The following is a 24363-nucleotide window of genomic DNA, read 5'->3' as shown; positions in this document are numbered from 1 at the left end:
CGGCGTCTCATCCGTTGATGTTAGGATATAGGGATTCCGCCCACCGATACCAATTTACGAGCTGCCATGCCCCATCACCTGATGAACCTGCGTCACGTGCCCGACGACGAGGCCGACGAAATCCGGGCGCTGTTTGAAGACCACGAGATTCGCTACTACGAGACCCCGCCGAGCAAGTGGGGCATCAGCATGGGGGGCTTCTGGGTTCATGATGACGACGAGGCTGCCCGCGCCCGGGAGCTGTTGGATGAATACCAGCGCCAGCGTCTGCAGACCCAGCGACAAGCCTATGAGGCCAGTCTGGCCGCCGGTGAAACCGGTGGCATCTGGGCGATGATCCGACGGCGCCCGGTCCGCACCCTGGCGGCGGTGATTGCCATCGTGGTGATTGCCGGGGTCAGCCTGCTGCCGTTCGTGCGCCTGGGCTGATCCAGGTTAGCTATCGCCTTTCTTCGCCAGGAAACGGATAGCCGCGTCCACGGCATCACCGGCGGTGAGAAAGCTGGTGATGTGGCCGCGCAGGTGCATCCGGAACAGTTCGGTGTCGACGCTGTGTTCGGCCAGGGTGTCGCGAAAGGCTTCTGCTTGCCGGATCGGCACCAGTGAATCCATGGTGCCGTGGAACAGGAAAAACGGCGGTGCCTGGCGCGAGACGTGAGTGATGGGGGACGCCTTGCGGTACGTCTCCGGAATGTCCTGGGCACTGCCACCCAGGAACTGACGGATCAAACGGCCCGAGTCGAAAGCCATCAGATCAGAAGGCAACCCGCCCACCGCCACCGCTTCCAGCGCGGTGTCCGGCCCGCCATAGGGCTGGTTCAGTTCGCTGTCGCTGCTGGCAACCACGGCCAGCAGCGCCACCAGATGCGCGCCGGAGGAAAAACCAAAGCCACTGACTGCCGAGGTGTCCAGGCGGTATCGGTCGGCGGCCTGGTTTAGCCAGGTCCGAGCTACCTGCAAATCATGCAACTGGGCTGGGAAGGTAAAGTCGGGAGCAAAACGGTAGTCGATGTTCAGCACCGCAAAGCCATGACTGGCCAGCTCCTCGGCGATCCAGTCCATGTCCTCCCGGGACCGGCGTTCCCAGCCGCCGCCGTGCACCATCAGCACCACTGGCCTCGGTGTCGATTGTTCCGGCAGGTAAAGGTCGGCGTACAGGGCCTGGGGCCAACCGTCGGGGGAGAAGCGCAGATCCCGTTCCACCGTGTACCCGGTTTCGTCAAGGGCCACCTCGGTGCCGGGCGCATTGGTGTGCGTTGAGCAGCCTGCCAATAGCGCCACACTTCCCAGCAGCCCGGTCAGCATCCGGCGGGCCAGCCTGGATCGGTTCTGAATCATCGTTTCCCTCTCGTCCCTAATGGTCAATGATCAATAGTACGACTCTGGCTGTCGGCCGGATGCGGCCGGCGTTTTTTTCCTACCGATGATAGGCAGTTGTCCGATTCTCCAGACGGTGTCCGGAATGGCGGACAGGCCGTCCTGCGCCTCTATCCGGGGCTTTGGTGAGCCCCGGTCGGTCTGTAGTTGTCCGGATTTCCGGATTGTTTTCACCTTTTTTCGGCCCGAATTCAAAGCTGTTTTGAATTTATTACTTAAAAACAGCGAGTTGGGCGGTTGGCACAGGATACGCATAACCCTGGTTGGGCTGGAGCCCACGGGCATGACCCGTTCGTTAACAACAACAAACAAGGAACGACAATGAAACGAATCCTACTGGGCATCGTGCTCGGTGCCTCCGTGTTTGCCTCTAGTGCCTGGGCCAAAGGTTACTTCCCGTTCAACACCTTGCCCGGATTTATTCAGGGTGACGTTGAACAGACCTCTTTCGATGGCGTCACCGACGACCTGCTCACCGCCGGTCTCGGCGCATCCGGGCTGGCCGGGCCCGCGCCGGCATTCGATGATCCGCTAGCACCGACACCGGCGGAGCTGCGCCGATTGGCCATTTACAACAACTACCGGGCCCTGGTGGATACCGCGCCTGGCGGTGGCTACGGCGTGTTCTTCGGTCCCGGTGTCGATGCCGATGGTGAGGGGCTGATTGCCGGCGATGAATACCGTGCCTTCATAAACGTCCGCGGCAGCAATGTGCCCGTGACCGTGATGGTTCAGGTACCGGCCAGTTTTGATCCGCGCAATGCCTGCATGATCACCGCTCCCTCGTCCGGGTCCAGGGGTATCTATGGCGCCATTGGCACCGCCGGTGAGTGGGGCCTGAAAAAGGGCTGTGCCGTGGTCTACACCGATAAGGGCACCGGCACCGGTTCCCATAACCTGGAGACCAACGCCGCCCAGCAATTAAATGGCACCCTGACCGAGTCCGGACAGCCGGTGCAGTTCCGGGCCGACCTGTCTGATACGGCAAGAGCAGATTTCAGCGCCGTCTGGCCCGACCGGATGGCATTCAAACACGCTCACTCCAAAGCCAACCCGGAAGCGCGCTGGGGTCGCCATGTACTTCAGTCCATCCGCTTCGGCTTCTACGTGCTGAATGAAAAATTTGGCCGCCCGCTGCGTAACGGCAAAACCCTGATTACCCTCAAACCGAGGAACACCCTGGTGATTGCCTCCAGTGTCTCCAACGGCGGCGGTGCCTCGGTGCGCGCTGCCGAGCAGGACTGGTGGGGCCTGATCGACGGCATTGCGGTGTCCGAGCCGAACGTGAACCCGCGGGTAGATCGGCGCTTTACCATTCGCCAGGGCGACGGACCGGTAATCACCGAACACAGCCGCAGCCTGCTGGACTACACCACCGCACTGGCGGTCTACCAGGGTTGTGCCAACCAGGCACCGGCGGTCCGCGACAGCGCACCCCTGAATGCCGTGTTTAACCCACCGGGCATTGGCGAAAACATCTGTCATGCCCTGGCGAACAAAGGTTTGGTCTCCGGCGCTACCCTGGACGAGCGCGCCACCGATGCATTGCGGATTCTCAACGAGGACTTTGGCATTCAGCCGGAGCAAAACCTGTTGGCACCGGTGCACTTTGGCCTCGCGGTGGCCCAGGGAATTTCCATGACCTACGCCAATGCCTACGCCCGGGCCGGGGTTGAGGACCGACTCTGTGATCTCAGTCTGGCCGCGACCGATGTCGCCGGTGCGGTGACACCGCTGGCGCCGGCCACCGAAGCTGCGCTGTTCTCCGCCAGTAACGGTATTCCGCCAACCGCCGGGGTGGACCTGGTTTACGATGGCGCAGCGGGACAACCCACCAATCTGGCGGCCAGCGCCTCACCCAGCTCCAGCCAGCAGGACTACGGTCTGGATGCCCTGCTGTGTCTGCGCAGTCTCGCTGAAGGCCGTGATGCTGTGGCCGGCGGTCAACTCGATGGCGATGCCGACGAACAGGCCCGTGCCATTGCCAAGGGCATTGCCCGGATCCGGGCCTCCGGCAACCTGCGCCGTAAACCCGCGGTGTTCGTGACCGGCCGGGCCGATGCCATCCTGCCCATCAATCACACGTCACGGCCTTACGTGGGCCTGAACCAGAAGGTTGAGGGCCGCCTCAGCAACCTGCGCTACTACGAGATCCTGAACGCCCACCATCTGGATGTGTTGAATGGCTTTCCCGGCCTCGCCGACCGCTATGTGCCGCTGCACCACTACTACTTCCAGGCCCTGGATCTGGTGTGGGAAAAGCTGAAGCATCGCCAGCCCCTGCCGCCGAGCCAAGTGGTTCGTACCCAGCCCCGTGGCGACATCGGCACGCCGCTATCTGCGCAGAATTTGCCAGCCATTGATCCGAATCCGGCCGATGCCGACCGCATTCTGTTTGTGGACAACCAGCTGCGGATCCCTGACTAAACCGGAGCTCAGCCGCTCCGGCTGCATTCGGAGCGGCTCAGTTTGCCCCCACCGAAGGGGCCCCATATACTTCCTGACTGCATCCGGGCCACCGGATGCTGGGGTTTTTACGATGAACGACATTCAAGCCGGTGATGGTGCGCGGTACATGACAGAGCTGTTTTCTGAAAAGAACAAAAACGGACTGACCCGTGACCTGATCGAAGCGCTGTTCCCGATGTTCGAGGAAGCCAGCGCCGGTGCCATTGCGGTGGATGGTCAGAGTCGTATCACCTGGATCAACAGCAGTTATTCACATTTGCTCGGCCTGGGCGATCCAGCCCGGGTCATTGGCAAGCCGGTACGTCAGCTGATCCCGCAGACCCGGATGCCGGAGGTGGTTGAGTCGGGCAAGCCGTTGCTGCTCGATATCATGGAGCACAACCAGCAGCAGCTGGTGGTGACCCGGCTGCCCTACTATGACGAATCTGGCCGCATCGTGGGTGCCGTGGCGTTCGTGTTGTATGACGATCTGCAACCCCTGACCCCCCTGGTTTCCAAGTATCGGCGCCTGCATCAGGATCTGGCCGCGGCCCGCAAGGCCTTGGCCAAGAAAGTACGTGGCACCCGCTACAGCCTGGGTGATTTTGTTGGCGCCAGTCCGGCGGCCCTGGAGGTCAAGCGTCGGGCCCGTCTAGCGGCTGGCCGCGAAATGCCGGTACTGCTGCTGGGTGAAACCGGCACCGGCAAGGAAGTGTTGGCCCAGGCCATTCACACGGTATCGGCCCGTGCCGAGAAGCCGTTTGTTGGGGTTAACGTCGCCGCCATTCCGGATAATCTGTTGGAAGCGGAATTTTTTGGCGTGGCGCCGGGCGCCTACACCGGGGCCGACCGCCGCACCCGGGACGGCAAGTTCCAGCTCGCCAATGGCGGCACCCTGTTTCTGGATGAGGTCGGTGACATGCCCCTGCCGCTGCAGGCCAAGCTGCTACGTGCGCTGCAGGAAGGTGAGATCGAGCCCCTCGGTTCAAACAAGATCGAGCGGGTGGATGTAAGGGTCATAGCGGCCACCAGCCGTAATCTGGAAGCGATGATTGCCGAGGGCAGTTTCCGTTCGGATCTCTACTACCGGCTCAATGTGCTGGAAATACCAATTCCGCCTCTGCGGGACCGGTTGGCCGATCTTGGCGTGTTGTGCGAAGCATTATTAGGCGAGATCTGCGAAGGCCTTGAACTTCGCGGCGAGATCACCGACGCCGGCGTGTCGGCCCTGGGCAGCTATGACTGGCCGGGCAATATCCGGGAGCTGCGCAATGTTCTGGAGCGCGCCCTGACCATGGGCGAAGAAAGCGGAATACTGGACGCCGATGCGGTGTTCAAGGTGCTGCCCCGCAGCAGCGCCCGGCCGATCTCTTCCCTGACGCCGCAGCCGGTGCGCCCGCTGGCCCAAACCCTGGCCGACGCCGAAGCCCAGGCTATCGAAGAGGCGCTGGTGGCCAGCCGAGGTAACCGTACCCGCGCCGCCAAGTTGCTGGGGATCTCCCGATCTGTGTTGTACGAGAAGCTGGCGAAATTGTCCTGATTTCCGGACACATGTCCTGACATCCGTACAAACCCTTACGACTGATGTCTAAATATGTCTGGTTTTCCGGACAAAATCGTTCCGGACAATCCTGCCAATAAATCGTTAACTGACTGAAAATAATAACAAATTGTCCATTGGCATGTTGTCTGCAGTGACTGGCGTGCAGGACGTCAGAACAACGCAGAAAACAAGATTGACGCCTTTCGTTGGACCCCCAAAATACCCGTGTCCGTCTGTTTCCTGCGATGTCTGACTATACTCAGACTAGGCCTGTCTGGGGTTGCACCCGGCAGGCCAGCCAAAATAACAATGCTAGGAGACTTGCCAATGAAACTTTTGAAGGCCATCACCGGGATCGCCGGTGCTATTGCCCTGACGACGGGTTCCGCGGTAGCTGACGATCTACGCTGGAAGATGCCCGTTGCCTTCGCCACCAACCTGCCCGGCCTTGGTTCACCGGCCGCCTGGGTTGCCGATAATCTGACCACCGCTTCTGACGGCAGCATCCAGGTTCGCGTATACGAGCCAGGCAAGCTGGTTCCTCCCTTCGATATTCTGCAATCGGTTTCAGACGGCAAGGTTTCAGCTGGTTACACCTGGATCGGTTACGACCAGGGTAAAGTGCCTGCGATCCCCCTGTTTGCTGCTGTCCCCTTTGGTATGAAGCCCTGGGCTTACACCGGCTGGTATTACTACGGCGGCGGTCATGAAATGCTGCAGGAAACCTATGCCAACAAAGGTTTCAATGTGCATGCACAGCTGTGCGGCATTATCGGACCCGAAACAGCAGGCTGGTATTCCAAGCCCATTAAAACGCTGGAAGACTATAAAGGCTTGAAGATTCGCTTCGCCGGTTTGGGTGGCAAGGTACTCGAGAAGCTGGGCGCTTCCGTCACCATGATGCCCGGCGGCGAACTTTACCAGGCGCTGGAAAAAGGCACCATTGATGCCACTGAGTTCTCCATGCCTGCCATCGACCAGATCCTCGGGTTCAATCAGGTCGTCAAGTACAACCTGTTCCCGGGTTGGCACCAGCAGTTCACGGCCCAGTACATGCTGATCAACAAGGACGAGTGGAACAAAGCGACCGCCGCCCAGAAGGCGCTGGTTGAGGCATCCTGTACTGCGGCTACCACTCGTGGTCTGGCCGAAGGCGAGTACAAGAACGGTAAGGTTCTGGCCGAATTCCAGGACAAGGGTGTTCAGGCTGACCAGATTCCCCGCGACGTTCTGCTCAAGCTGCGAGACGTGACTAATGAAGTGCTTGAAGAAGAAGCGTCCAAGGATGCTGACTTCAAGCGCGTTTACGAAAGTCAGCAGGAGTTCATGGAAACTTACAAGGTGTGGGATACCCGCGCCTACGTTCCAGCGGACCTTTAAGGTTCGGGGCTGACCCAGAGCACCGGGCACAATTCCGGTGCTCTCGCATATAGTCTGGATGGCCCTACGGGGCCATCCTTGTTTCACGGCAGGCTTTCTGAACGAGGAACTGTTGTATGACAGTGTCTGATAAAGGCTCACCGCCCGATGTGCAGGTATCGGTGTCGGACGCCGATCAATATATTCATCACCACACGGAGCTTCCGACTACTTCGCTCAGCCAGTTTATGGATGGTGTGATTTCTGCAATAGGCAAGAGTGCTTCCTGGCTCTGGGTCGTGGTTACCGGCGTGATCATCTACGCGGTGGTGGGCCGTTATGCCTTTGGCCAGGGGTCGGTCACTTTGGAGGAAGTGCAGTGGCATTTGGCCGGCGCAGGCTGGCTATTGGGCCTGGGCTATACCCTGGTCACCGATGATCATGTCAGGGTGGATGTCCTTCATGAGCGCATGTCGCTCAAAGGCCAGGCCTGGATTGAACTGCTTGGTTTGTTATTGCTGTTGTTACCGTTTCTCGGGCTGGCAGTTTACGAAATGATTCCTTACGCCTTCAGTTCCTGGGAACAGGGCGAGACCAGCCAGGCTCCTGCAGGGCTTCCCTACCGCTGGATTCTGAAGAGCATTCTGGCCGTGTCTTTTATTCTGCTGATTCTGGCTGCGTTATCCCGTCTGCTGAAAGTAACGGCTTTGCTGTTCGGTTTTCCAAAGCCAATCCGGATCGAATCCGGGGACAATAAGAAAGAGGATGCGTCCTGATGGAGCTTGAAACCCTATTTGTGATCGGCATGTTCCTGACGTTCGGGGCATTGTTGATGACCGGTTTTCCAGTTGCGTGGGTGTTGGGTGGCACCGCGGTTATCTGGACAGTCGTCGGTGTCGTCGCCGTCGAGAATTTTGGTGCAAATCTCTGGTTTGATTATTCCTCCTCCATGGGGCTTGTGCCTGAGAGGATATGGAAGGTTGTCAACAGCGAGACCCTTGTCGCTCTACCCATGTTTATCTTCATGGGCATCATGCTTGACCAGTCCGGAGTCGCGGAGCGACTGATGAACAGCATGGTCAAGCTGTTTGGGGCTGTGCGCGGCGGTTATGCCGTTACCGTCATCGTTATCGGCGTACTGTTGGCAGCGACTACGGGTATCATCGGTGCGTCCGTGGTGCTGCTGGGCATGCTGTCACTGCCGGTGATGATGGAACACAAGTACGACAAGGGCTTTGCCGTGGGCACCGCCTGTGCCACCGGTACCCTGGGAATTCTGATTCCGCCCTCCATCATGTTGGTGTTGATGGCCGACCGCCTGGCGGTTCCCGAAGCGTCAGTGGGCGATTTGTTCATGGGCGCGTTCTTCCCCGGTCTCATGCTTGGTGCCATGTACGTGACCTACGCCATGGTTCGTCCCCTGCTGCAGCCGCACATGGCGCCGGTGCCTGAGGGCACGGAAAAAGTGACCTGGAGTATTGTCTGGGAAGTGGCAAAAGCCGTTGTGCCAACGGCTGCGCTGATTCTGGGCGTGCTCGGCTCTATCTTTGCCGGGGTAGCAACGCCCACGGAGGCATCCGGTGTTGGTGCTCTGGGCGCCCTGATACTGGCTTTGATGGCAGGTCGACTGAACATGAAGGTACTGAGCTCCTCCATGCAGCAGACAACCCGCACGGCTGCGTTCATTTTTGCCATCTTCCTGGGTGCAACAGCCTTCTCTGTGGTGCTGCGTGGACTGGGCGGTGACCAGGTCATCGAGGATGCCCTGCTGGGATTGCCATTCGGCCCCTACGGCATTGTGCTTTCCATCCTGTTCGGCGTCTTTCTGCTCGGCTTCTTCCTGGATTGGGTGGAAATCACCCTGATCATTTTGCCCCTGGTAGCACCCGTGGTGCAGCAGCTTGGCTTTGATCTGGTGTGGTTCACCATCTTGTTCGCGATGTGTCTGCAGACGTCGTTCCTGACCCCGCCGGTCGGTTTTGCCCTCTTCTACATCAAGGGCGTGGCGCCGCCGGAGATCAGTGTGACCGATATTTACCGGGGCGTTGTTCCGTTCATTATTATTCAGCTGGTTGGTCTGGCTATCGTATTCGTCGTGCCTGAAATCGCGACCTGGCTGCCAAGCGTGGCTTATGACTAAGGAGAAATTACCAATGCGTCTGGAAAACCGGATTGCACTGATTACCGGTGCCGGTCGTGGCATCGGCCGGGCCATCGCCGAGCACTACGGCCGCGAAGGTGCCCGTGTCGCGGTTGCTGACCTGACCCTGGAAAGTGCCCAGGAAGCGGTCGACGCCATTGAGCAGGCCGGCGGTACCGCCATGGCCCTCGCCATGGACGTCACCGACGAGCACGCCGTAGACGCCGGTGTGGCCGCTATTGTTGAGAAATGGGGCGGGCTGGACATCGCCCTGGCCAATGCCGGCATTCAGCACATCGATGCTGTGCACAAGCTGTCGTTTGCCGACTGGCGCAAGGTGATGAACGTGCATCTCGACGGCGCCTTCCTGGTGACCCGGGCTGCACTCAAGGAGATGTACGCCAGCGGTGGCGGCACCATGCTGTACATGGGCTCGGTGCACTCCCTGGAAGCCTCGCCGTTGAAGGCCCCGTACGTTGCAGCCAAGCACGGCATGCTGGGCCTGTGCCGGGCCGTGGCCAAAGAGGGCGCCGAGCACGGCGTGCGCAGCAACATTATTTGCCCGGGCTTTGTCCGCACCCCGCTGGTCGACAAACAGATTCCCGAGCAGGCCAAAGAACTGGGCATGTCCGAGGAAGACGTCATCAGCAAGGTGATGCTGAAAAACACCGTGGATGGTGAGTTCACCACCGTGGAGGATGTTGCTGAGCTGGCCGTTCACCTGGCGGCGTTTCCATCAGCTGCGCTGACCGGCCAATCTATCGTGGTTAGCCATGGCTGGCACATGCAATAAGACACAGGAGAGACGGATGAGTCACACAGAACAAGCGCCGGTCGTCTGGTCACCTTCAGAGACAATGCTCCGGCATTCGCGCATGGGGGAGTTTATCGCCTGGCTGGAAGGCCAGGGTTATGGCCCCTTTGCCGATTACCACGCCCTGCACCAGTGGTCGATCGACGATCTGGAAACCTTCTGGGCCAAGGTCTGGGAATATTGCGGCCTAGTCTACGATACGCCTGCTGAGCGGGTGCTGGGTAAGCGTGACATGCCGGGCGCTGAGTGGTTCCCGGGCATGAAGCTGAACTTTGCCGGCAATCTGCTGCGGCTGGCGGATGGTGAGCATGCCAATCACGAAGCCGTGGTGGCCTACTGCGAGACCCGGCCTGTGCTGCGCCGCACCTACGCCGAACTGAAAGCCGATGTTGGCGCGCTGGAAGCCTTCCTGACGTCGAAGGGCATTAAGTCTGGCGATCGAGTGGCAGGCGTGGTCACCAATGGTTATGAGGCCATGGTTGGCATGCTCGCCGCCACCAGCCTGGGCGCCATCTGGAGCTCGGCCTCGCCTGACTTTGGGGTGGGCGCCATCCTGGACCGCTTCAGCCAGATTGAGCCGTCGGCACTGATTGCGGTGAATGGCTATGGTTACGGCGGCAAGGTGTTCGCCCGCCAGGACGATTTCGCCGAACTGATTGCTGGCCTGCCTTCCCTGAAATGTGTGGTCAGCGTGGCCCAGTTGCCGGACCAGGCACCGATTTCAGGGCCGCTGGTCACCGCCTGGGACCAGGCCATTGCCGCCGGCGCCGGTCAGGCACCGTCGTTTACGCCTCTGGATCCGGACCATCCGGTCTATATCCTGTACTCCTCCGGCACCACCGGCCAGCCCAAGTGCATCGTCCATGGCAGTGCCGGCTTGCTGGTTAACCACGCCAAGGAGCTGATGCTGCACGGTGATGTCGGTCCGGAAGACCGGTTCCTGTATTTCACCACCTGTGGCTGGATGATGTGGAACTGGCAGGCGTCCGCGCTGATGACCGGCGCGGCTGTGATCACGGTCGATGGCTCACCCGGCTACCCCAGCCTGAATTCCCTGTGGGAAACCGTGGCCACTGAAAAAGTCACTCATTTTGGTACCAGCGCCCGCTTCCTGGCCGGTTGCCGTAAGGCCGAGCTGACCCCGGCCCAGGATCTGGATTTAAAAGATCTGCGGGTGCTGTTCTCCACCGGCTCACCGTTGTTGCCGGAGGATTACGACTGGGTTTATGAAGATGGCGCGCCCGGCGTGCTGCTGGGCTCCATTGCCGGCGGCACCGACATTTGCGGCTGCTTCGTGGGTGCCACACCGTTGCTGTCGGTGCGCCGAGGCGAAATTCAGTGCCGGTTCCTGGGTGTCGATGCGGTTGCCTACGGCGACGACGGCCAGCCTGTTACCGGTGGCAGGGGCGAGCTGGTCTGTCGCCAGCCGCTGCCCTCCATGCCGGTGAGCTTCTGGAACGACACTGATGGCGCGCGCTACCGTGGCGCCTACTTCGAAACCTTCCCGGGTGTCTGGGCTCATGGCGATTTCATAGAATTTACCGAGCACGGCGGCGCGATCATTTATGGCCGCTCCGACGCCACTCTTAACCCGGGCGGTGTCCGTATCGGTACCGCGGAAATCTATCGTCAGGTTGAGACCATCGCGGAAGTGAAAGACAGCCTGGTCGTCGGCCGCCAGATCGAAGGCGACGTGGAAGTCGTCCTGCTGGTCGTACCGGCCGAAGGTCAGAGTCTTACAGAGGATCTGATGAAACGGCTGCGCACCCGCATTCGCGAAGGCGCCAGCCCGCGGCATGTGCCCAAGCACATTGTCGACGTGGCTGACATCCCCTACACCCGCAGCGGCAAGAAGGTTGAACTGGCGGTGGCCCGCCTGATCAACGGCTCAACCAAAGCGGACAATCGGGATGCGCTGTCGAACCCGGAAGCGCTGGATCACATTCGTGATCAGTTGGCAGCCGCCGATTTGCTGCCAAAAGGGTAGCATTGCCTGAATCTGACGAGCGGTGGGGTTGCCGGCCTCCCAAACTGGGCGCAGCCCACCGCGCGAGTCAGCCGCGTAAGGGAAAAGGCCTGGTTCGAAACTGTGCCTCGCCAAGGATGGCGAGGCACAAGCGCCACAGGGATGTGCTTGAGCGGGTTTCGAACCAGGCCTTTTTTCTTGCGCCACTCTAATGCCCGAATGTACGAAAGTTTCGTAAATTCGAGGCATTTCATTGTCCTGTCACGGGAATTAGCGAACTTTTACTCCGTTCTTATACTAAGATCGTAACCCCATTTCGCCAAAAAATGGTATCTTAGTAGGTCTATCAAAAGTTCCTAATCAGTCATTGCTTGGGTAAGCCGTTCACAAGACGCCAGACCTAGCCATGACCGTCCTGAACCCACCCAATAGCCTGAGGACGAAAATGACATCATCCAAAGCCAAGATTGTCTATACCCTGACCGATGAGGCACCTGCCCTCGCAACACGGTCACTTCTTCCTATCCTGGAAACCTACGCCAAGCCGGCTGGTATCGAATTTGAAACCAGCGACATCTCCCTCGCGGCGCGTATCCTGGCGAATTTCCCGGACTTCCTCGAAGAAGGTCAGCGGGTTCCGGATGCACTGGCAGAGCTGGGCGAGTACACCAAAGACCCGGACGCCAACATCATCAAACTGCCAAACATTTCAGCCTCCATCCCGCAGTTGCGTGCTGCCATCAAGGAGCTGAACGAGCAGGGCTTCAAGGTACCGGAATACAAAGAGCACCCGGAAACTGACGAAGAAAAAGACATTCAGTCTCGCTACGCGAAGGTTCTGGGTAGTGCCGTAAACCCGGTCCTGCGTGAAGGCAACTCCGATCGTCGCGCGCCGACTGCTGTAAAAGCCTTTGCTCGCAAGTACCCGCACTCCATGGGCGAGTGGAGCCCGGCGTCCCGCACTCACGTGGCGCACATGCGCGGCGGCGATTTCTACTCCAGCGAACAGTCCGTCACCCTGGACAAGGCCACAACAGCCCGCATCGTGTTCGAGAACAAGCAGGGCAAACAGACCGTGCTGAAGTCCGAACTGCCGCTGCAGGAAGGCGAAGTTCTGGATGGCATGTTCATGAGCAAGACCGCGCTGGTGAAGTTCTTCGAAGATGCGATCAAAGATTGCGAAGACACTGGCGTGATGTTCTCCCTGCACGTCAAAGCCACCATGATGAAAATCTCCCACCCGATCGTGTTCGGTCACGCGGTGAAGGTTTTCTACAAGGACCTGTTCGACAAGCACGGCCAGCTGTTCGATGAAATTGGCGTGAACCCGAACAACGGTCTGTCCAGCGTGGTCGAGAAGATCAAGCAGCTGCCTGAGTCCAAGCAGGAAGAAATTCAGGAAGACCTGCACGCGTGCTACGAGCACCGCCCGGAAATCGCCATGGTTGATTCGGTCAAGGGCATCACCAACCTGCACGTACCGAGCGACGTGATCGTTGACGCCTCCATGCCGGCGATGATTCGTAACTCCGGCAAGATGTGGGCCCGGGACAACAAGCTCAAGGACACCAAGGCGGTAATGCCGGAGTCCACCTACGCCACCATCTATCAGGAAGTGATCAACTTCTGTAAAACCCACGGCGCCTTTGATCCCACCACCATGGGTACGGTACCGAACGTTGGGCTGATGGCGCAGAAAGCCGAAGAATACGGTTCCCACGACAAGACCTATGAAATCAAGGAACAGGGTGTTGTTCGTGTAATTGCCGAAGACGGCACCGTGCTGACCGAGCACAACGTTGAGAAAGGCGACATCTGGCGCGCGTGCCAGACCAAGGACCTGCCGATCCGCGACTGGGTCAAGCTGGCGGTCAGCCGCGCCCGTGCCACTGGCATGCCGGCGGTGTTCTGGCTGGACGATGAGCGTGCCCACGACGCTGAGTTGATCAAAAAGGTTCAGACCTACCTGAAAGATCACGACACCGATGGCCTGGAAATTCACATCCTGTCGCCGGTTCGCGCCATCCGCTGGACCATGGAACGCCTGATCCGCGGCCTGGACACCATCTCCGTGACCGGTAACGTCCTGCGTGACTACCTGACAGACCTGTTCCCGATCCTGGAACTGGGTACCAGCGCCAAGATGCTGTCCATCGTGCCACTGCTGAACGGCGGTGGTCTGTACGAGACCGGTGCCGGTGGTTCTGCGCCCAAGCACGTGCAGCAGCTGATTCAGGAAAACCACTTGCGCTGGGATTCCCTGGGTGAGTTCCTGGCAACGGCGGTGTCCCTGGACGAGCTGGGTGAGAAGCAGAGCAACGAGCGCGCCCGCCTGCTGGGTCAGACCCTGGACAAGGCCACCGAGCGCCTGCTTGAGAACAACCAGTCACCGTCCCGCGTGACCGGCGAGCTCGACAACCGCGGCTCCCACTTCCACCTGGCCCGTTACTGGGCGGAAGAGCTGTCCAATCAGGACAGCGACAAGGATCTGAAAGAGTTCTTCGCCAAGCTGTCCAAGCAGCTGGAAGAGAACAAGGACAAGATCCTGCAGGAGATGACTGACGTTCAGGGCAATCCGGCCGACATCGGTGGTTACTACCACCCGCCGACGGAGCGGGTCTGCGAAGTTATGCAGCCCAGCGCCACGCTGAACAAGATCCTGGCCGACGCTCGTGCTTCAGTGAAGTAAGCGTCGTAGGGATCCAGGTCCGGCCATTGGCCGGATCGAAAAAAACCCGGACAGCCTTATGGCTCTCCGGGTTTTTTATGGCCAGCACTTAGTCTTCGTCCTTATCTTCCTCGACGCTCTGGCCAGTTTCCCCAGCGTGGCGGAGTTGCAATAACGTCAAGGGTGGGCCGACCAGTTCGAAAATCACCGTAGCACTAATCACCAGCGGCAACAGGTAGCCCAAGTGAGGAAACCGTTCTGTCGCCAGCAGGGCGAGGCCGAGCGCGACACCGGCCTGCGGCATCAGGCAGGCGCCGATACGATTGCGCGTGTGGTCATCAGATCCGGCCAGTAAGCCGCCAATCTGGCCGCCCAGAACCCGGCCGGCAATTCGGGCTCCAACGTAGGCGAGGCCGAGGGCACCCAGTGCCGGGAGCAAAGACCATTCCAGCTGGTAGCCAGCCATGAAAAAGAACAGTGCGAGAAACGGCTCGGAAATACCTTCAATGGATCTAAAAGGACGGACATGATGTTTTGCCCGGTTAGCCACAACAATCCCGAGCGTCATGCACGTCAGCAGATAAGAGGCCCCAAGCAGGCTGGCTAGGCCAGCTGCGATAAAAACGAATCCGGCGGATTCCAGAAGCATGGGCTCGCCCGGCCTCAGGCGACCGGTCAGCCAGGCCATGGGGAAGCCCAGCGTAAGACCAAGCACTATTGAGCCGCCGACTTCAGCAAGTCCCTGGCCCAAAATTGTCCATCCCAGATCAGAGGAACCGGCCAGCAGTCCGGCCGTCACGAGAGCGAGACTGAACAGGATGACGCCCCAGGCATCGTCAATGGCAACCACCTGGTAAACAAGCCTCGTCAGTGGGCCTTGGGCGCCAGCCTCCTTCAGCACGTCCATAGTCGCCGCCGGGGCTGTTGCCGTGGCGATTGCGCCGAGGAGCAACGCTGCGACGCCGTCGCCGGTGATTAACCAGACTACCAGCGTGACAACCGTTGCCGTGGCCAGAGTAACCGCCAGACTGAGGATCAGTGCTTCCCGGCCTTCGTGCAGGTCTTTCATGGACATTCTCTCACCGAGCAGAAAGCCGACCAGTGCCAAGGTCAGGTGAGTGACAAAGCCAAAGCTTTGATCGCTACCTTCCGGAAGCAGCGAGAGCAGGTCTGGGCCAGCGAGGGCTCCAAGCAGCAGCATCAGGGTGACTCGAGGTACATGGATCTTTTGTCCCAGGCCGTGGGCTGCAAGAGCCAGCAGCAAGGTCCCACCGATCACAAGCAAATCCATTGCATGGTGCACAGGCGTTTCCTGATTAATCCTGTTGGAGTTCCATAAACTGGCCGCCGGTGAGCTTCGCCAGATCGCTCGGCGCCAACTCTATCTCCAGGCCGCGCCGGCCGGCACTGACAAAAACGGTGTCATAACTCTGAGCCGAGCTGTCGATAAACGTTTTTAGTCGCCGCTTCTGGCCCAGTGGGCTGACCCCACCCATGACATAACCGGTACTGCGCTGGACCGCCTCCGGGTCCGCCATGGCGGCTTTTTTGCCGTGGGCCGCGCGGGCAATCCGTTTCATGCTCAGCATCGCCGTCACCGGGACTACTCCGACTGCCAGTTCCTTGCCGTCCACGGCCACCACCAGAGTCTTGAACACACGGCTGGGCTGAACTCCGATCTTCTCCGCGGCTTCGGAGCCGTAGCTCTCGCTGCCCGGGTCGTGGTCGTATTCGTGAATGTCATGCTCAATTTTGGCTTTCCTGGCGGCATTGATTCCCGGGGTCATGGACTCTCCTCGTGGATTCGGTCAGATTAAAATTTAGCACAGAGAGGGTGGGAAGCTGTCTCTGGAGCGCGCGCAGGGCTCGACTTACGCTGAGGTGGTGGCTATTTTTTAAGACAATCCTGTATTTTGTCCGCGAACATTTGGCTCAACAGATAGATGTGAAAAATCAATGACTCAACTCCTCAACCGCCCTATCCCCAATCGCTTGTTGCCGGTGCTCCGGGCCGTTTGGGCGGCATCAATATATCTGGTGGCCGGGTTTGCCTGGATTGCCTTTTCTGATCGTCTGGTGGAGGCGTGGTTTGAAGACCCGGCCATGTTGTCCCGGGTTCAGACTTGGAAGGGCTTTTTCTTTATTCTGGTCACGGGCCTGGTGGTGTTTACGATCCTGCTCCGGCAACTGCACAAAGATCGCACCCTACTGACCTTGCAGTATGGTCAAAGCCAGGCGTTGCGCCAACGGGAGCGACAACTCACGGTGCTCATGGACAACCTGCCGGGCATGGCGTATCGCCGTCTGCGCGACGACCAGTGGAGCCTGTTGTTTGTCTCCGACGGCTGCGTTGAACTGACCGGTTACGAGCCGTCTGAGCTGATTGATAGCCGGCGTCTGGGCTATTCGGACTTGGTGGATGCACCAACTCGCGAACGCGTGGGACAGGTGATCTCTGAGGCCTTCGCCAACAATGAGCCGTTTTCCGTCGAGTACGCCCTGATCCGCAAAGACAAGCGAGAGATCTGGGTCTGGGAACGCGGGCGTGCGGTGACGGATGAACAGGGCGATACCCTGGTAGAAGGGATTGTGCTGGACATTTCTGAGCGCAAGAAGCTGGAAAGTGAACTGGCTGAGATGGCCACCCGGGACCCCCTTACCGGGCTATTCAATCGCCGAGAGCTATCCCGATTGCTTGAGGAGGAGCTGGAACGCGCTAAACGTTACCAGCGCTCGATGGCGATCCTTTGGATCGATTTCGATCATTTTAAAGACGTTAACGACACTCACGGTCATGCCGCCGGTGACTCGGTGCTGAAGTCGGTCAGCAAACTGTTCCTCGACAGTGTCCGCAGTGTTGACTGGGTGGGTCGATTTGGCGGAGAGGAGTTTGTTATCGTGCTGCCGGAAATGGATGCGAATGAGGCCCATGAAACTGCGGAACGGATTCGTGATTTGGTCAGTTCGGTGCCCCAGCCGCTGGGTGACGGCCGTTCGGTTCGCCTGACGATCAGTGTTGGGGTAGCGGTCTACCCCAACCACGGTCTGACTGCTCCTCAGCTTCGGGCTGCTGCCGATCGAGCCATGTACCGGGCCAAAGATCGAGGTCGCAACTGTGTTTCTATGGCACACCTCTCCCCCCATGTTCATAATGAAGCTTGAACCGGCCATAACAATAATTCCCCTGAACTAAGGTTGTACCTGGATGAATCGTATAGCGCGCCGTGCCCTGCACACCTGCAAAGTCCCCGCCGACTTGTCCGCTGTTACTTATCGCGATGCTGCGGGCGAACGCCCGGACGTAGTTGGTGTCAGTCAGGAGACGACTGATGCCATTTGGCAGAGTGCCGAGGCTTTGTATCGTACTGGCGTGCATCCGGGCTTGCAGTTGTCACTGCGGCACCGGGGCGAGCAGGTTCTGCACCGGTCTCTCGGCCACGCCACCGGCAATGGTCCGAACGACAGTGAAGGCGTTCTGAAGTCGCCGATGACGACCGATACGCCCATCTGCTATTTCTCTGCCTCCAAGGCGGTCACAGCGCTGCTGATTCATATGTTGGCTGAGCAAGGCCTGGTCAACCTGACCGATCCGGTCGCCTATTACTGCCCGGAATTTGCCCAGAGTGGCAAGCGCACGATCACCGTGCATCAGGTGCTTTCCCACCGCGGAGGCATCCCCGCCATTCCTCGGGATACTCCGATTGATGTGCTCTGGCAGAGGGATGAAATCTGGCGCCTGTTGTGCGAGGCCAAGCCGGTGGAAGTCGACGGCGCCAAGGTGGCCTACCACGCCATCACGGGCGGCTTTGTTTTGCAGCGGGTGCTGGAGAAGGTCACCGGCCAAAGCATTGAGGAATTTCTGGATGAACACCTGCGCCAGCCCATGGGCATGAAATGGTTCACTTACGGCATTGCCCCGGGGAACCTGCACCAGTTGGCCAGCAATTACGCTACCGGTCCGACGCCCCGGTTCCCAGTGTCCTGGATTGTCAATCGTGCCCTGGGCAGTGACATCCATACGGTGGAAAAGGTCACCAACGATCCCCGATTCCAGGAGGCGGTCATTCCCGCCGGCAACCTGGTTGGCACTGCCGAAGAAATGAGCCGGTTCTACCAGATGATGCTTAATGGCGGGATCTGGAACGGCAAGCGCATCTGCAGCGAAATGACGGTTCGGCGCGCTATCCAGCAGTTTGGTTCACTGCAGATCGACCGTACCATGATGATTCCGATGCGCTTCAGTGCCGGCCTGATGCTGGGCGGAAATCCGGTGGGCCTGTGGGGGCCGCAAAGCCGCGATGCCTTTGGCCACGTTGGCCTGATCAACAAGCTGTGCTGGGCCGATCCAGCGCGGGACATTTCGGTCAGCCTGCTGAACACCGGTTTCCCGATTGTTGGGCATCATCTGCCGGCCTTGGCCAAGTTTGTCTACACCGTCTGCAAAAACTTTCCCCTGATCCCGGAAAGCCAGCGGCCACTGGTGGCCGCGTAAGGCCGCCCGGGTCAGAGCGTTCTCAACTGATCTTCCAAAATGCCCAGCACTGACGACAGGATGTCGCGGAAGTCGGTCAGTGTCTGGGTCCTCTGGATCACATCCTCACGGTTTTCATCCAGTCTCTCCAACTTGGGCACCACCCGCCGGATTCCCTCGGTAATGACTTCGTACGGGTAGTGATGGTCCTGGATGCTGAGCTTGTTCATCTCGGCCACTTCCTGACTAAAAATGCTGATGATGTCGTACAGCATGTCCTTGTGATGGATGTTGCCGGCTTCCCAATAGGCGTCATCCAGCAGTTCCAGCAAGGACAGGTATTCTCGGAGGGTATCGGAGACGGAAGTCTGGGGCATGGTCACTCTCGGACAGTACAGGGAATGAATTAAAGGGAACTATAGCAGGGCTGGCAACGTGGAGAGAGTGGTGGCCCAATTTAGGCGCTTGAATAAAAGTGAAACTCTGTTCATTTTTATTGCACTCGGCGGAGTAGCTGGGCACACTCTGAAGCTGGGAGATGGACCTTATCAACACTCAATGGACGAGATGCCGAATGGACAAGCCAGCGCCCACGCCCGCCCGCCAGGGCCAGTTCGAACGAACGGTGGACCTTGATCAGCACGACAGTGTCCGCAACCACGTGCACCAGCGCGTCAGCTCGGAAGTTGAGCGCTTGCAGCGTCGCATTGAAGTCCTGCGTCTGACCCAGGCACCCCACGTCGCGCTCATGATTTCCAGTTACCAGCGCATAATCGACCAGAAAAAAGGTTTTCTGCAGAACTGGGACCTGAGTGATCGGAACATGAGTTGATCGGCATGGGCCGGATCAGTTGCGCAGCCCGCTAGGCGCGGTCGCGTAGCTTGACCTTGGAGTGTCCAGATTCAGGCAGTAATCCGGATTGGCTTCGGTTTGCCCGGGGTTGTCGGGATCGTTCTGCTGCGGTGGTTCGTCCAGTGAGGTGAACACCGCAACCGACGGATCGGTGTAGTTCATTTCAATGCGCAGACAATCAATGGTTTCCCCCGCAAACTCGAACTCCGGCCCACCTTCAGTGCCCCCGTTGGTGCCAATAGCCGTGCCATCAATTCGTACAATGTCGGTGTTGAGTCCCTGATAATACCGGACAAACGCCATTTCCCGCTCGCCCTCAATCACGATGCTGCCTTCTGTGAGTGCCCGGGCGCCGTCATTGTATCCGGAGGTCTGGAAGTCCCGGGCCAGGTACTGGGTACCGAGGGTGGCGCTGGGGTTGGTGGTATCTGCCCCGAACGACCCGGAAGCCACCCAGTTAATCACCCGTGTGACCCGATTGGAGCTGTCCGGCGCGTACACCCATTTCACGATCGGGTAACGCCAGCTGTACTCGGACACCTCCAGCCCGTCTGTCAGCGCCTGCTGATCGGTGAATCGGATTGAAACGTTGTTGGTGGTGTTGCTGTACTCGCCAGCCTGTCCGTCATTAATGCGCTCGCTCATGTAGCGTCGGCCATCGATAAAATTGCCAATAGCGCTTTCACCAATCACCCGGCGCATCAAATCCAGCGGATTGCGCACCGAGGCGATGGCCGTTGGGTCGTCGTCTGGATAGTTCAGCTCCAGAAAGACGGCGAGTTGGGCGCGAATGCCTGCGGCGATATCCTGGTCTGTGGTGTCATCGCTGTCAGCCGGCTCTACCGCCAGAACCAGGTCACTGAACAACAGGATGTCGGTGGCCTCGGTCAGGGTAAAGGTCGAAAAGGTGACATCCACATTAGTGGCGGGGTTGAAGGCACTTGGCCCGGAATCCTCGGAACCGCAGCCGGCAAGCACCAGAGGGATGCAGGCGATCTGAATGAAGTGGCGGATATGTCTCATTTAGTCGGACTCTGAGGTGCGCAATCGCGGGTAAACCGCTAAAGTGATCGTCTGCGGGATTCTCGGCCCCGCTGTGAATGCTGACAATAAACGATAAGACAGGCATCTGCCCGCAAGGAGATCACATTTTGCGGCAACGGCATTATTCGACATCGGCCCCGGTGGTTCGCGCTGCGCTGCGCGTGCTGGTGGCGTTGTTGATCCTGCTGACGGCATCTCTGTCGTCGTCAGCGTCCATTCAGCCCGCCTGTCGTGACGGCTCCCTGGTTTTGAACAGCAGTACCACCGCCGTCCGTGACCTGAGCCGTTGCATCTGGTACCTGGAAGACCCTCAACAGCAGCTGGAGTTCAATACCGTCAAGGATCGCGGTCTCAGCGCCTTTACCCGGCACGAGAGGGGCGTGCTCAACTTCGGTTACACCGAATCAGCCTACTGGGTCCGGTTTGACGTGCGCACGCTCGGTAGCGCCGGAGCGAACGACTGGATCCTGGAGCTGGCTCTGCCCCTGGTGGATGAGGTGCGTTTGTATCTGGTGCAGGGGGGGGAGGTTGTGCAGCAGAGCCGGGCCGGTTACCAGGACAATTGGACCGAGCGGGATCTGGCCGTCCCTAACCCTACCTTCCGGCTCGGATTGTTGCCGGACTCGGTCAACACCGTCTATTTGCGCATTACCAACACCAATACCTTCCGCCTGCCTCTCACCCTCTGGCATCCCAATGCCTATATCCAGAAAGTGTCCGTGGACGAGGTGGTGCGGGGACTGCTGTTAGGCGCCGTGCTGGCCATCCTTGCGTACAACCTGTTCGTTGCAGTATCGGTGCGCGAACGCAGTAACATCTATTACGTGCTCTACCTGGTTTCAGCGGCCATATTTATCGTCACGGAACAGGTGCATGGCATCCAGTTGCTGGACAGCCGGCCGGCTCTGTTTGATAAGGCCTACCTGCATTTACAGATCATCATGACCTGGTTCTGGGGTCTGCTGATGGCCCGCCACCTGCTAGAAACCCGGGAGCGCTCGGCCGATCTCGACCAGGTGCTGCGGCTGTGCTTGTACTCGGTGGTGGTAACAGGCGTGCTGTCGCTGTTCCTGCCCTACCATGTGGCGATGGAGTGGATCGTCATTGGCTCACTGGTGCTCAGTGTGGTGTTGATCGTGGTCAGTTATCTGTCCTGGCGCTATTACAACCCTGCTGCCCGCTCCTACTTCTTTGCCTGGACCCTGGCGTTGATTGGGTTCGGGGTTTACGCCCTCACGGTGATGGGCTATCTGCCGCTCAACCCCCTCACCAACTACTCACCACAGATCGGGCTGACGGCCCAGATCATCCTGTTTTCCTTTGCCTTGGCCGACCGGATCAAGCAGGTTCAGGGCGAAGCCCTGGGGTGGAGCCAGCGGGCATTGTCGAACCTGCAGCGCTATCAGTCGCTGTTTGATAATGCCATTGAAGGTGTGTTTCAGATGTCGCCGGATCGCCGCTTCATCACCGTCAATCCTGCGATGGCAGAGCTGATGGGGTACAGCAGTGCCCGTGAATTGTTGGCCCGTAACCTCGATGTGCTGGAAACCTGCATTGTTGATGACCGGGTTCGGCAACGAGTGGTGGCGCAGCTGGAAGCTGAGGGTATGATCAAGGGCGTGGAAACCCGGTATCTGACCAGCGATGGCGAGGAGCGCTGGGCCAACATCTCCCTGCACACGGTGTATGACGCGAACGGCGAGCCCACCCATCTGGAAGGCACTTGCATCGATGCCACAGAAAGTCGCCAGCGTCAGCGCATTGAGCGCGAACGCGAACAGGAGCGGCTGGAAAAGGAAGTGGCGCGCAATTCGGCCGAGGCCAAGAGCCAGTTCCTGGCCAACATGAGCCACGAAATCCGGACCCCGCTGGCGGCGATCATTGGTTATGGCGAGACCTTGCTGGAACCGGACCTGAGTCCTCAGGAAAAGCGCAGCAGCGCGGAAACCGTTGTGCGTAGCGGTCGGCACCTGCTGGAACTGGTCAACGACATTCTTGATCACTCCAAGATCGACGCCAACAAACTGGCCGTGGATGTGGTGCTGGTGGACCTGCCGGAGCTGCTGGATGAAATTCGCGCATTCTTTGCCCCGAGAGCTCGGGAAAAGGGTCTCGAATTCAGCATTGTCTGTGAATATCCGTTGCCGGAACGGATTCTCACTGACCCCACCCGGTTGCGGCAGATAATTATCAATTTGTGCGGAAATGCGCTTAAGTTCACTGAAAAGGGCTCTATCTCCTTGTTAATTCGGTGTGATCGAGAACGCGAAACCCTGATTGCCCGAGTGGTTGATACCGGCATCGGAATGAAGCCAGAACAGCTGGTACGACTGTTTGATCCGTTTGCCCAGGGCAGCGCCGCCATCTCCCGGCAGTACGGTGGTACCGGGCTGGGGCTGAGTATTTCCCGGCGCCTGGCAGAAATGCTGGGTGGCGATATCGAGGTGCGCAGCACTTACGGCGAGGGCAGTGAATTTGAACTGTCGATTCGCACCGGAGCCCTTGCCAACGTTTATTTCCTGCAGGATGCCTCGGAACTGAGCCAGCGCCGGCGTACCATTCCGATGGTGCTGGCGCCGAGTCTGACGGGGCGCATTCTCTGCGCTGAAGATAACGAGACCAACCGGCGCTTGGTGTCGCTGTTGGTGGCGCGCACGGGTGCCGAGTTGGTGCACGTTGGCAATGGTGCTGAGGCCCTTGAGCTGGCCCTGCGCGACTACTTCGACCTGATCCTGATGGATATCCAGATGCCAGTGATGAATGGCCGCGATGCCACTGCGGCGTTGCGGGAGGCAGGCGTCAATACCCCGGTGATCGCGCTCACCGCCAACGTCATGGCCGAAGACATAGCCGACTACCGCCTGGCGGGCTGCAACGAGCATCTGGCCAAACCCATTGATAAACAGCGTTTCTACGAGGCCCTGGCCAGATACCTGGAGTTCACGCCGGAATCGGTCGAACTTCCGGCCCGTGCCTTTAAGGGCCGGGTGCTGGTGGCTGAGGATAGCGAGGACAATCGTCGCCTGGTGGAGCGGATGCTGGGCCGTCAGGGGCTGGAGGTGCTGGCGGTGGCCAGTGGTGAGGACGCGGTGCGCCGGGCTCTGTCCGAGTCGATCCATCTGGTGTTGATGGACAGCCACATGCCGGGCATGGACGGTGTTGCCGCCACCCGGCTATTACGGCAGACCGGTTTCCGGCGCCCCATTATCGCGTTCACCGCTGGAGACCAGAAAGAGAGCGACGCCCTGTTGGCGGCCGGGTGTGACGACGTGCTCAACAAACCCATTGACCATACTCATGTTCAGGCCCTGCTGGAACGGTACCTCCGGCCCCAGACCGGCAGTGTCAGGAGCGACGTCGAGGATGAAGACATTGAACGTCTGGTGCCTCAGTTCCTGGCAGGTTTGCCGGAGTGTCAGCGGCGCATGGACTCAGCCTGCACTCATGGCGATGTCGAGACCCTGAAATCCGAGGCACATCAGATCAAGGGCACCGCGGGGGCCATGGGCTACCCGAAAATGACCGAGCAGGCGGGCAGGGTTGAGGCCCTGCTGAAAACCGCGGCTCCGGATTGGGGGCGGGTTCGCGGCGAGCTGGACGAGCTCAATGCGATGATTGAACGAGCGTGTTCGGCAGCAGCCACATCGCCACGATCGCACTTCTCAGAACAATGACAGGAA

General features: G+C 59.3%; 18 protein-coding genes. 13 read left to right on the top strand and 5 right to left on the bottom strand.

Annotation, left to right across the window (positions count from 1 at the left end; genetic code table 11):
* Positions 1-66: 66 nt before the first annotated feature.
* Positions 67-429, top strand: a complete 363-nt coding sequence (locus tag FGO67_RS02340) for a DUF6164 family protein (RefSeq protein ID WP_203299121.1) — start codon at positions 67-69, stop codon at positions 427-429.
* 6 nt (positions 430-435) lie between these two features.
* Here FGO67_RS02340 and FGO67_RS02335 read toward each other — a convergent pair whose 3' ends face one another.
* Positions 436-1338 carry an alpha/beta hydrolase gene (locus FGO67_RS02335; RefSeq protein WP_238942139.1) on the bottom strand — a complete coding sequence of 301 codons (903 nt, stop codon included), beginning with the start codon at positions 1336-1338 and terminating at the stop codon, positions 436-438.
* A gap of 360 nt (positions 1339-1698) precedes the next feature.
* On the opposite strand from FGO67_RS02335, the gene FGO67_RS02330 reads away from it, so the two are divergent.
* From FGO67_RS02330 to FGO67_RS02295, 8 genes are all read left to right on the top strand, one after another.
* Positions 1699-3804 (top strand): 3-hydroxybutyrate oligomer hydrolase family protein, encoded by a 2106-nt coding sequence (locus FGO67_RS02330; protein ID WP_203299120.1) that lies wholly within the window; start codon positions 1699-1701, stop codon positions 3802-3804.
* Between the two features lie 112 nt (positions 3805-3916).
* Positions 3917-5365 (top strand): sigma-54 interaction domain-containing protein, encoded by a 1449-nt coding sequence (locus tag FGO67_RS02325; protein ID WP_275297909.1) that lies wholly within the window; start codon positions 3917-3919, stop codon positions 5363-5365.
* Positions 5366-5695: 330 nt separating this feature from the next.
* Positions 5696-6748: a TRAP transporter substrate-binding protein gene (locus tag FGO67_RS02320; RefSeq protein WP_203299119.1), complete on the top strand. Its 1053-nt coding sequence runs from the start codon at positions 5696-5698 to the stop codon at positions 6746-6748.
* A gap of 116 nt (positions 6749-6864) precedes the next feature.
* On the top strand, positions 6865-7503 hold the full coding sequence (locus FGO67_RS02315; RefSeq protein WP_203299118.1) for a TRAP transporter small permease subunit: 639 nt from the start codon (positions 6865-6867) through the stop codon (positions 7501-7503).
* Positions 7503-8867, top strand: coding sequence for a TRAP transporter large permease (locus FGO67_RS02310; protein ID WP_203299117.1), 1365 nt, complete (start codon positions 7503-7505; stop codon positions 8865-8867). Before FGO67_RS02315 ends, FGO67_RS02310 begins: the two co-directional genes overlap by 1 nt.
* A 13-nt stretch (positions 8868-8880) precedes the next feature.
* The gene (locus FGO67_RS02305; RefSeq protein ID WP_203299116.1) at positions 8881-9660 is read left to right on the top strand and encodes a 3-hydroxybutyrate dehydrogenase; all 780 of its coding nucleotides are present in this window, start codon (positions 8881-8883) and stop codon (positions 9658-9660) included.
* Positions 9661-9676: 16 nt separating this feature from the next.
* Entirely contained in the window at positions 9677-11668 is a 1992-nt protein-coding gene (locus tag FGO67_RS02300) for an acetoacetate--CoA ligase (protein WP_203299115.1), read from the top strand.
* 424 nt (positions 11669-12092) lie between these two features.
* A complete protein-coding gene (locus FGO67_RS02295; RefSeq protein WP_203299114.1) occupies positions 12093-14336 on the top strand; it encodes an NADP-dependent isocitrate dehydrogenase in 2244 nt (747 codons plus the stop codon).
* Positions 14337-14424: 88 nt separating this feature from the next.
* On the opposite strand, the gene FGO67_RS02290 is transcribed toward FGO67_RS02295, so the two are convergent.
* Entirely contained in the window at positions 14425-15618 is a 1194-nt protein-coding gene (locus FGO67_RS02290) for a cation:proton antiporter domain-containing protein (protein WP_203299113.1), read from the bottom strand.
* Between the two features lie 13 nt (positions 15619-15631).
* Complete coding sequence (gene ybaK / locus FGO67_RS02285) at positions 15632-16102, bottom strand: Cys-tRNA(Pro) deacylase (RefSeq protein WP_203299112.1); 471 nt, start codon at positions 16100-16102, stop codon at positions 15632-15634.
* 169 nt (positions 16103-16271) lie between these two features.
* Between ybaK and FGO67_RS02280 the strand changes: the two genes are divergently transcribed.
* Positions 16272-17477, top strand: coding sequence for a sensor domain-containing diguanylate cyclase (locus tag FGO67_RS02280; protein WP_203299111.1), 1206 nt, complete (start codon positions 16272-16274; stop codon positions 17475-17477).
* Between the two features lie 43 nt (positions 17478-17520).
* On the top strand, positions 17521-18807 hold the full coding sequence (locus FGO67_RS02275) for a serine hydrolase domain-containing protein (protein WP_203299110.1): 1287 nt from the start codon (positions 17521-17523) through the stop codon (positions 18805-18807).
* 11 nt (positions 18808-18818) lie between these two features.
* Here the strand turns inward: FGO67_RS02275 and FGO67_RS02270 are convergent, their stop codons facing one another.
* Positions 18819-19163 carry a hypothetical protein gene (locus tag FGO67_RS02270; RefSeq protein ID WP_203299109.1) on the bottom strand — a complete coding sequence of 115 codons (345 nt, stop codon included), beginning with the start codon at positions 19161-19163 and terminating at the stop codon, positions 18819-18821.
* A gap of 197 nt (positions 19164-19360) precedes the next feature.
* Here FGO67_RS02270 and FGO67_RS02265 point away from each other — a divergent pair, with 197 nt between their 5' ends.
* Complete coding sequence (locus FGO67_RS02265; RefSeq protein ID WP_203299108.1) at positions 19361-19618, top strand: hypothetical protein; 258 nt, start codon at positions 19361-19363, stop codon at positions 19616-19618.
* Positions 19619-19633: 15 nt separating this feature from the next.
* Here the strand turns inward: FGO67_RS02265 and FGO67_RS02260 are convergent, their stop codons facing one another.
* Positions 19634-20662 carry a hypothetical protein gene (locus FGO67_RS02260; protein ID WP_203299107.1) on the bottom strand — a complete coding sequence of 343 codons (1029 nt, stop codon included), beginning with the start codon at positions 20660-20662 and terminating at the stop codon, positions 19634-19636.
* Positions 20663-20790: 128 nt separating this feature from the next.
* On the opposite strand from FGO67_RS02260, the gene FGO67_RS02255 reads away from it, so the two are divergent.
* On the top strand, positions 20791-24357 hold the full coding sequence (locus FGO67_RS02255; RefSeq protein ID WP_420844488.1) for a response regulator: 3567 nt from the start codon (positions 20791-20793) through the stop codon (positions 24355-24357).
* The last annotated feature ends 6 nt before the right edge of the window (positions 24358-24363 follow it).

The organism is Marinobacter sediminum (assembly GCF_016820575.1).
In the GTDB taxonomy this organism is placed as follows: Bacteria; Pseudomonadota; Gammaproteobacteria; order Pseudomonadales; family Oleiphilaceae; genus Marinobacter; species Marinobacter sediminum.
This window is presented reverse-complemented; position numbering and strand designations above follow the sequence as displayed.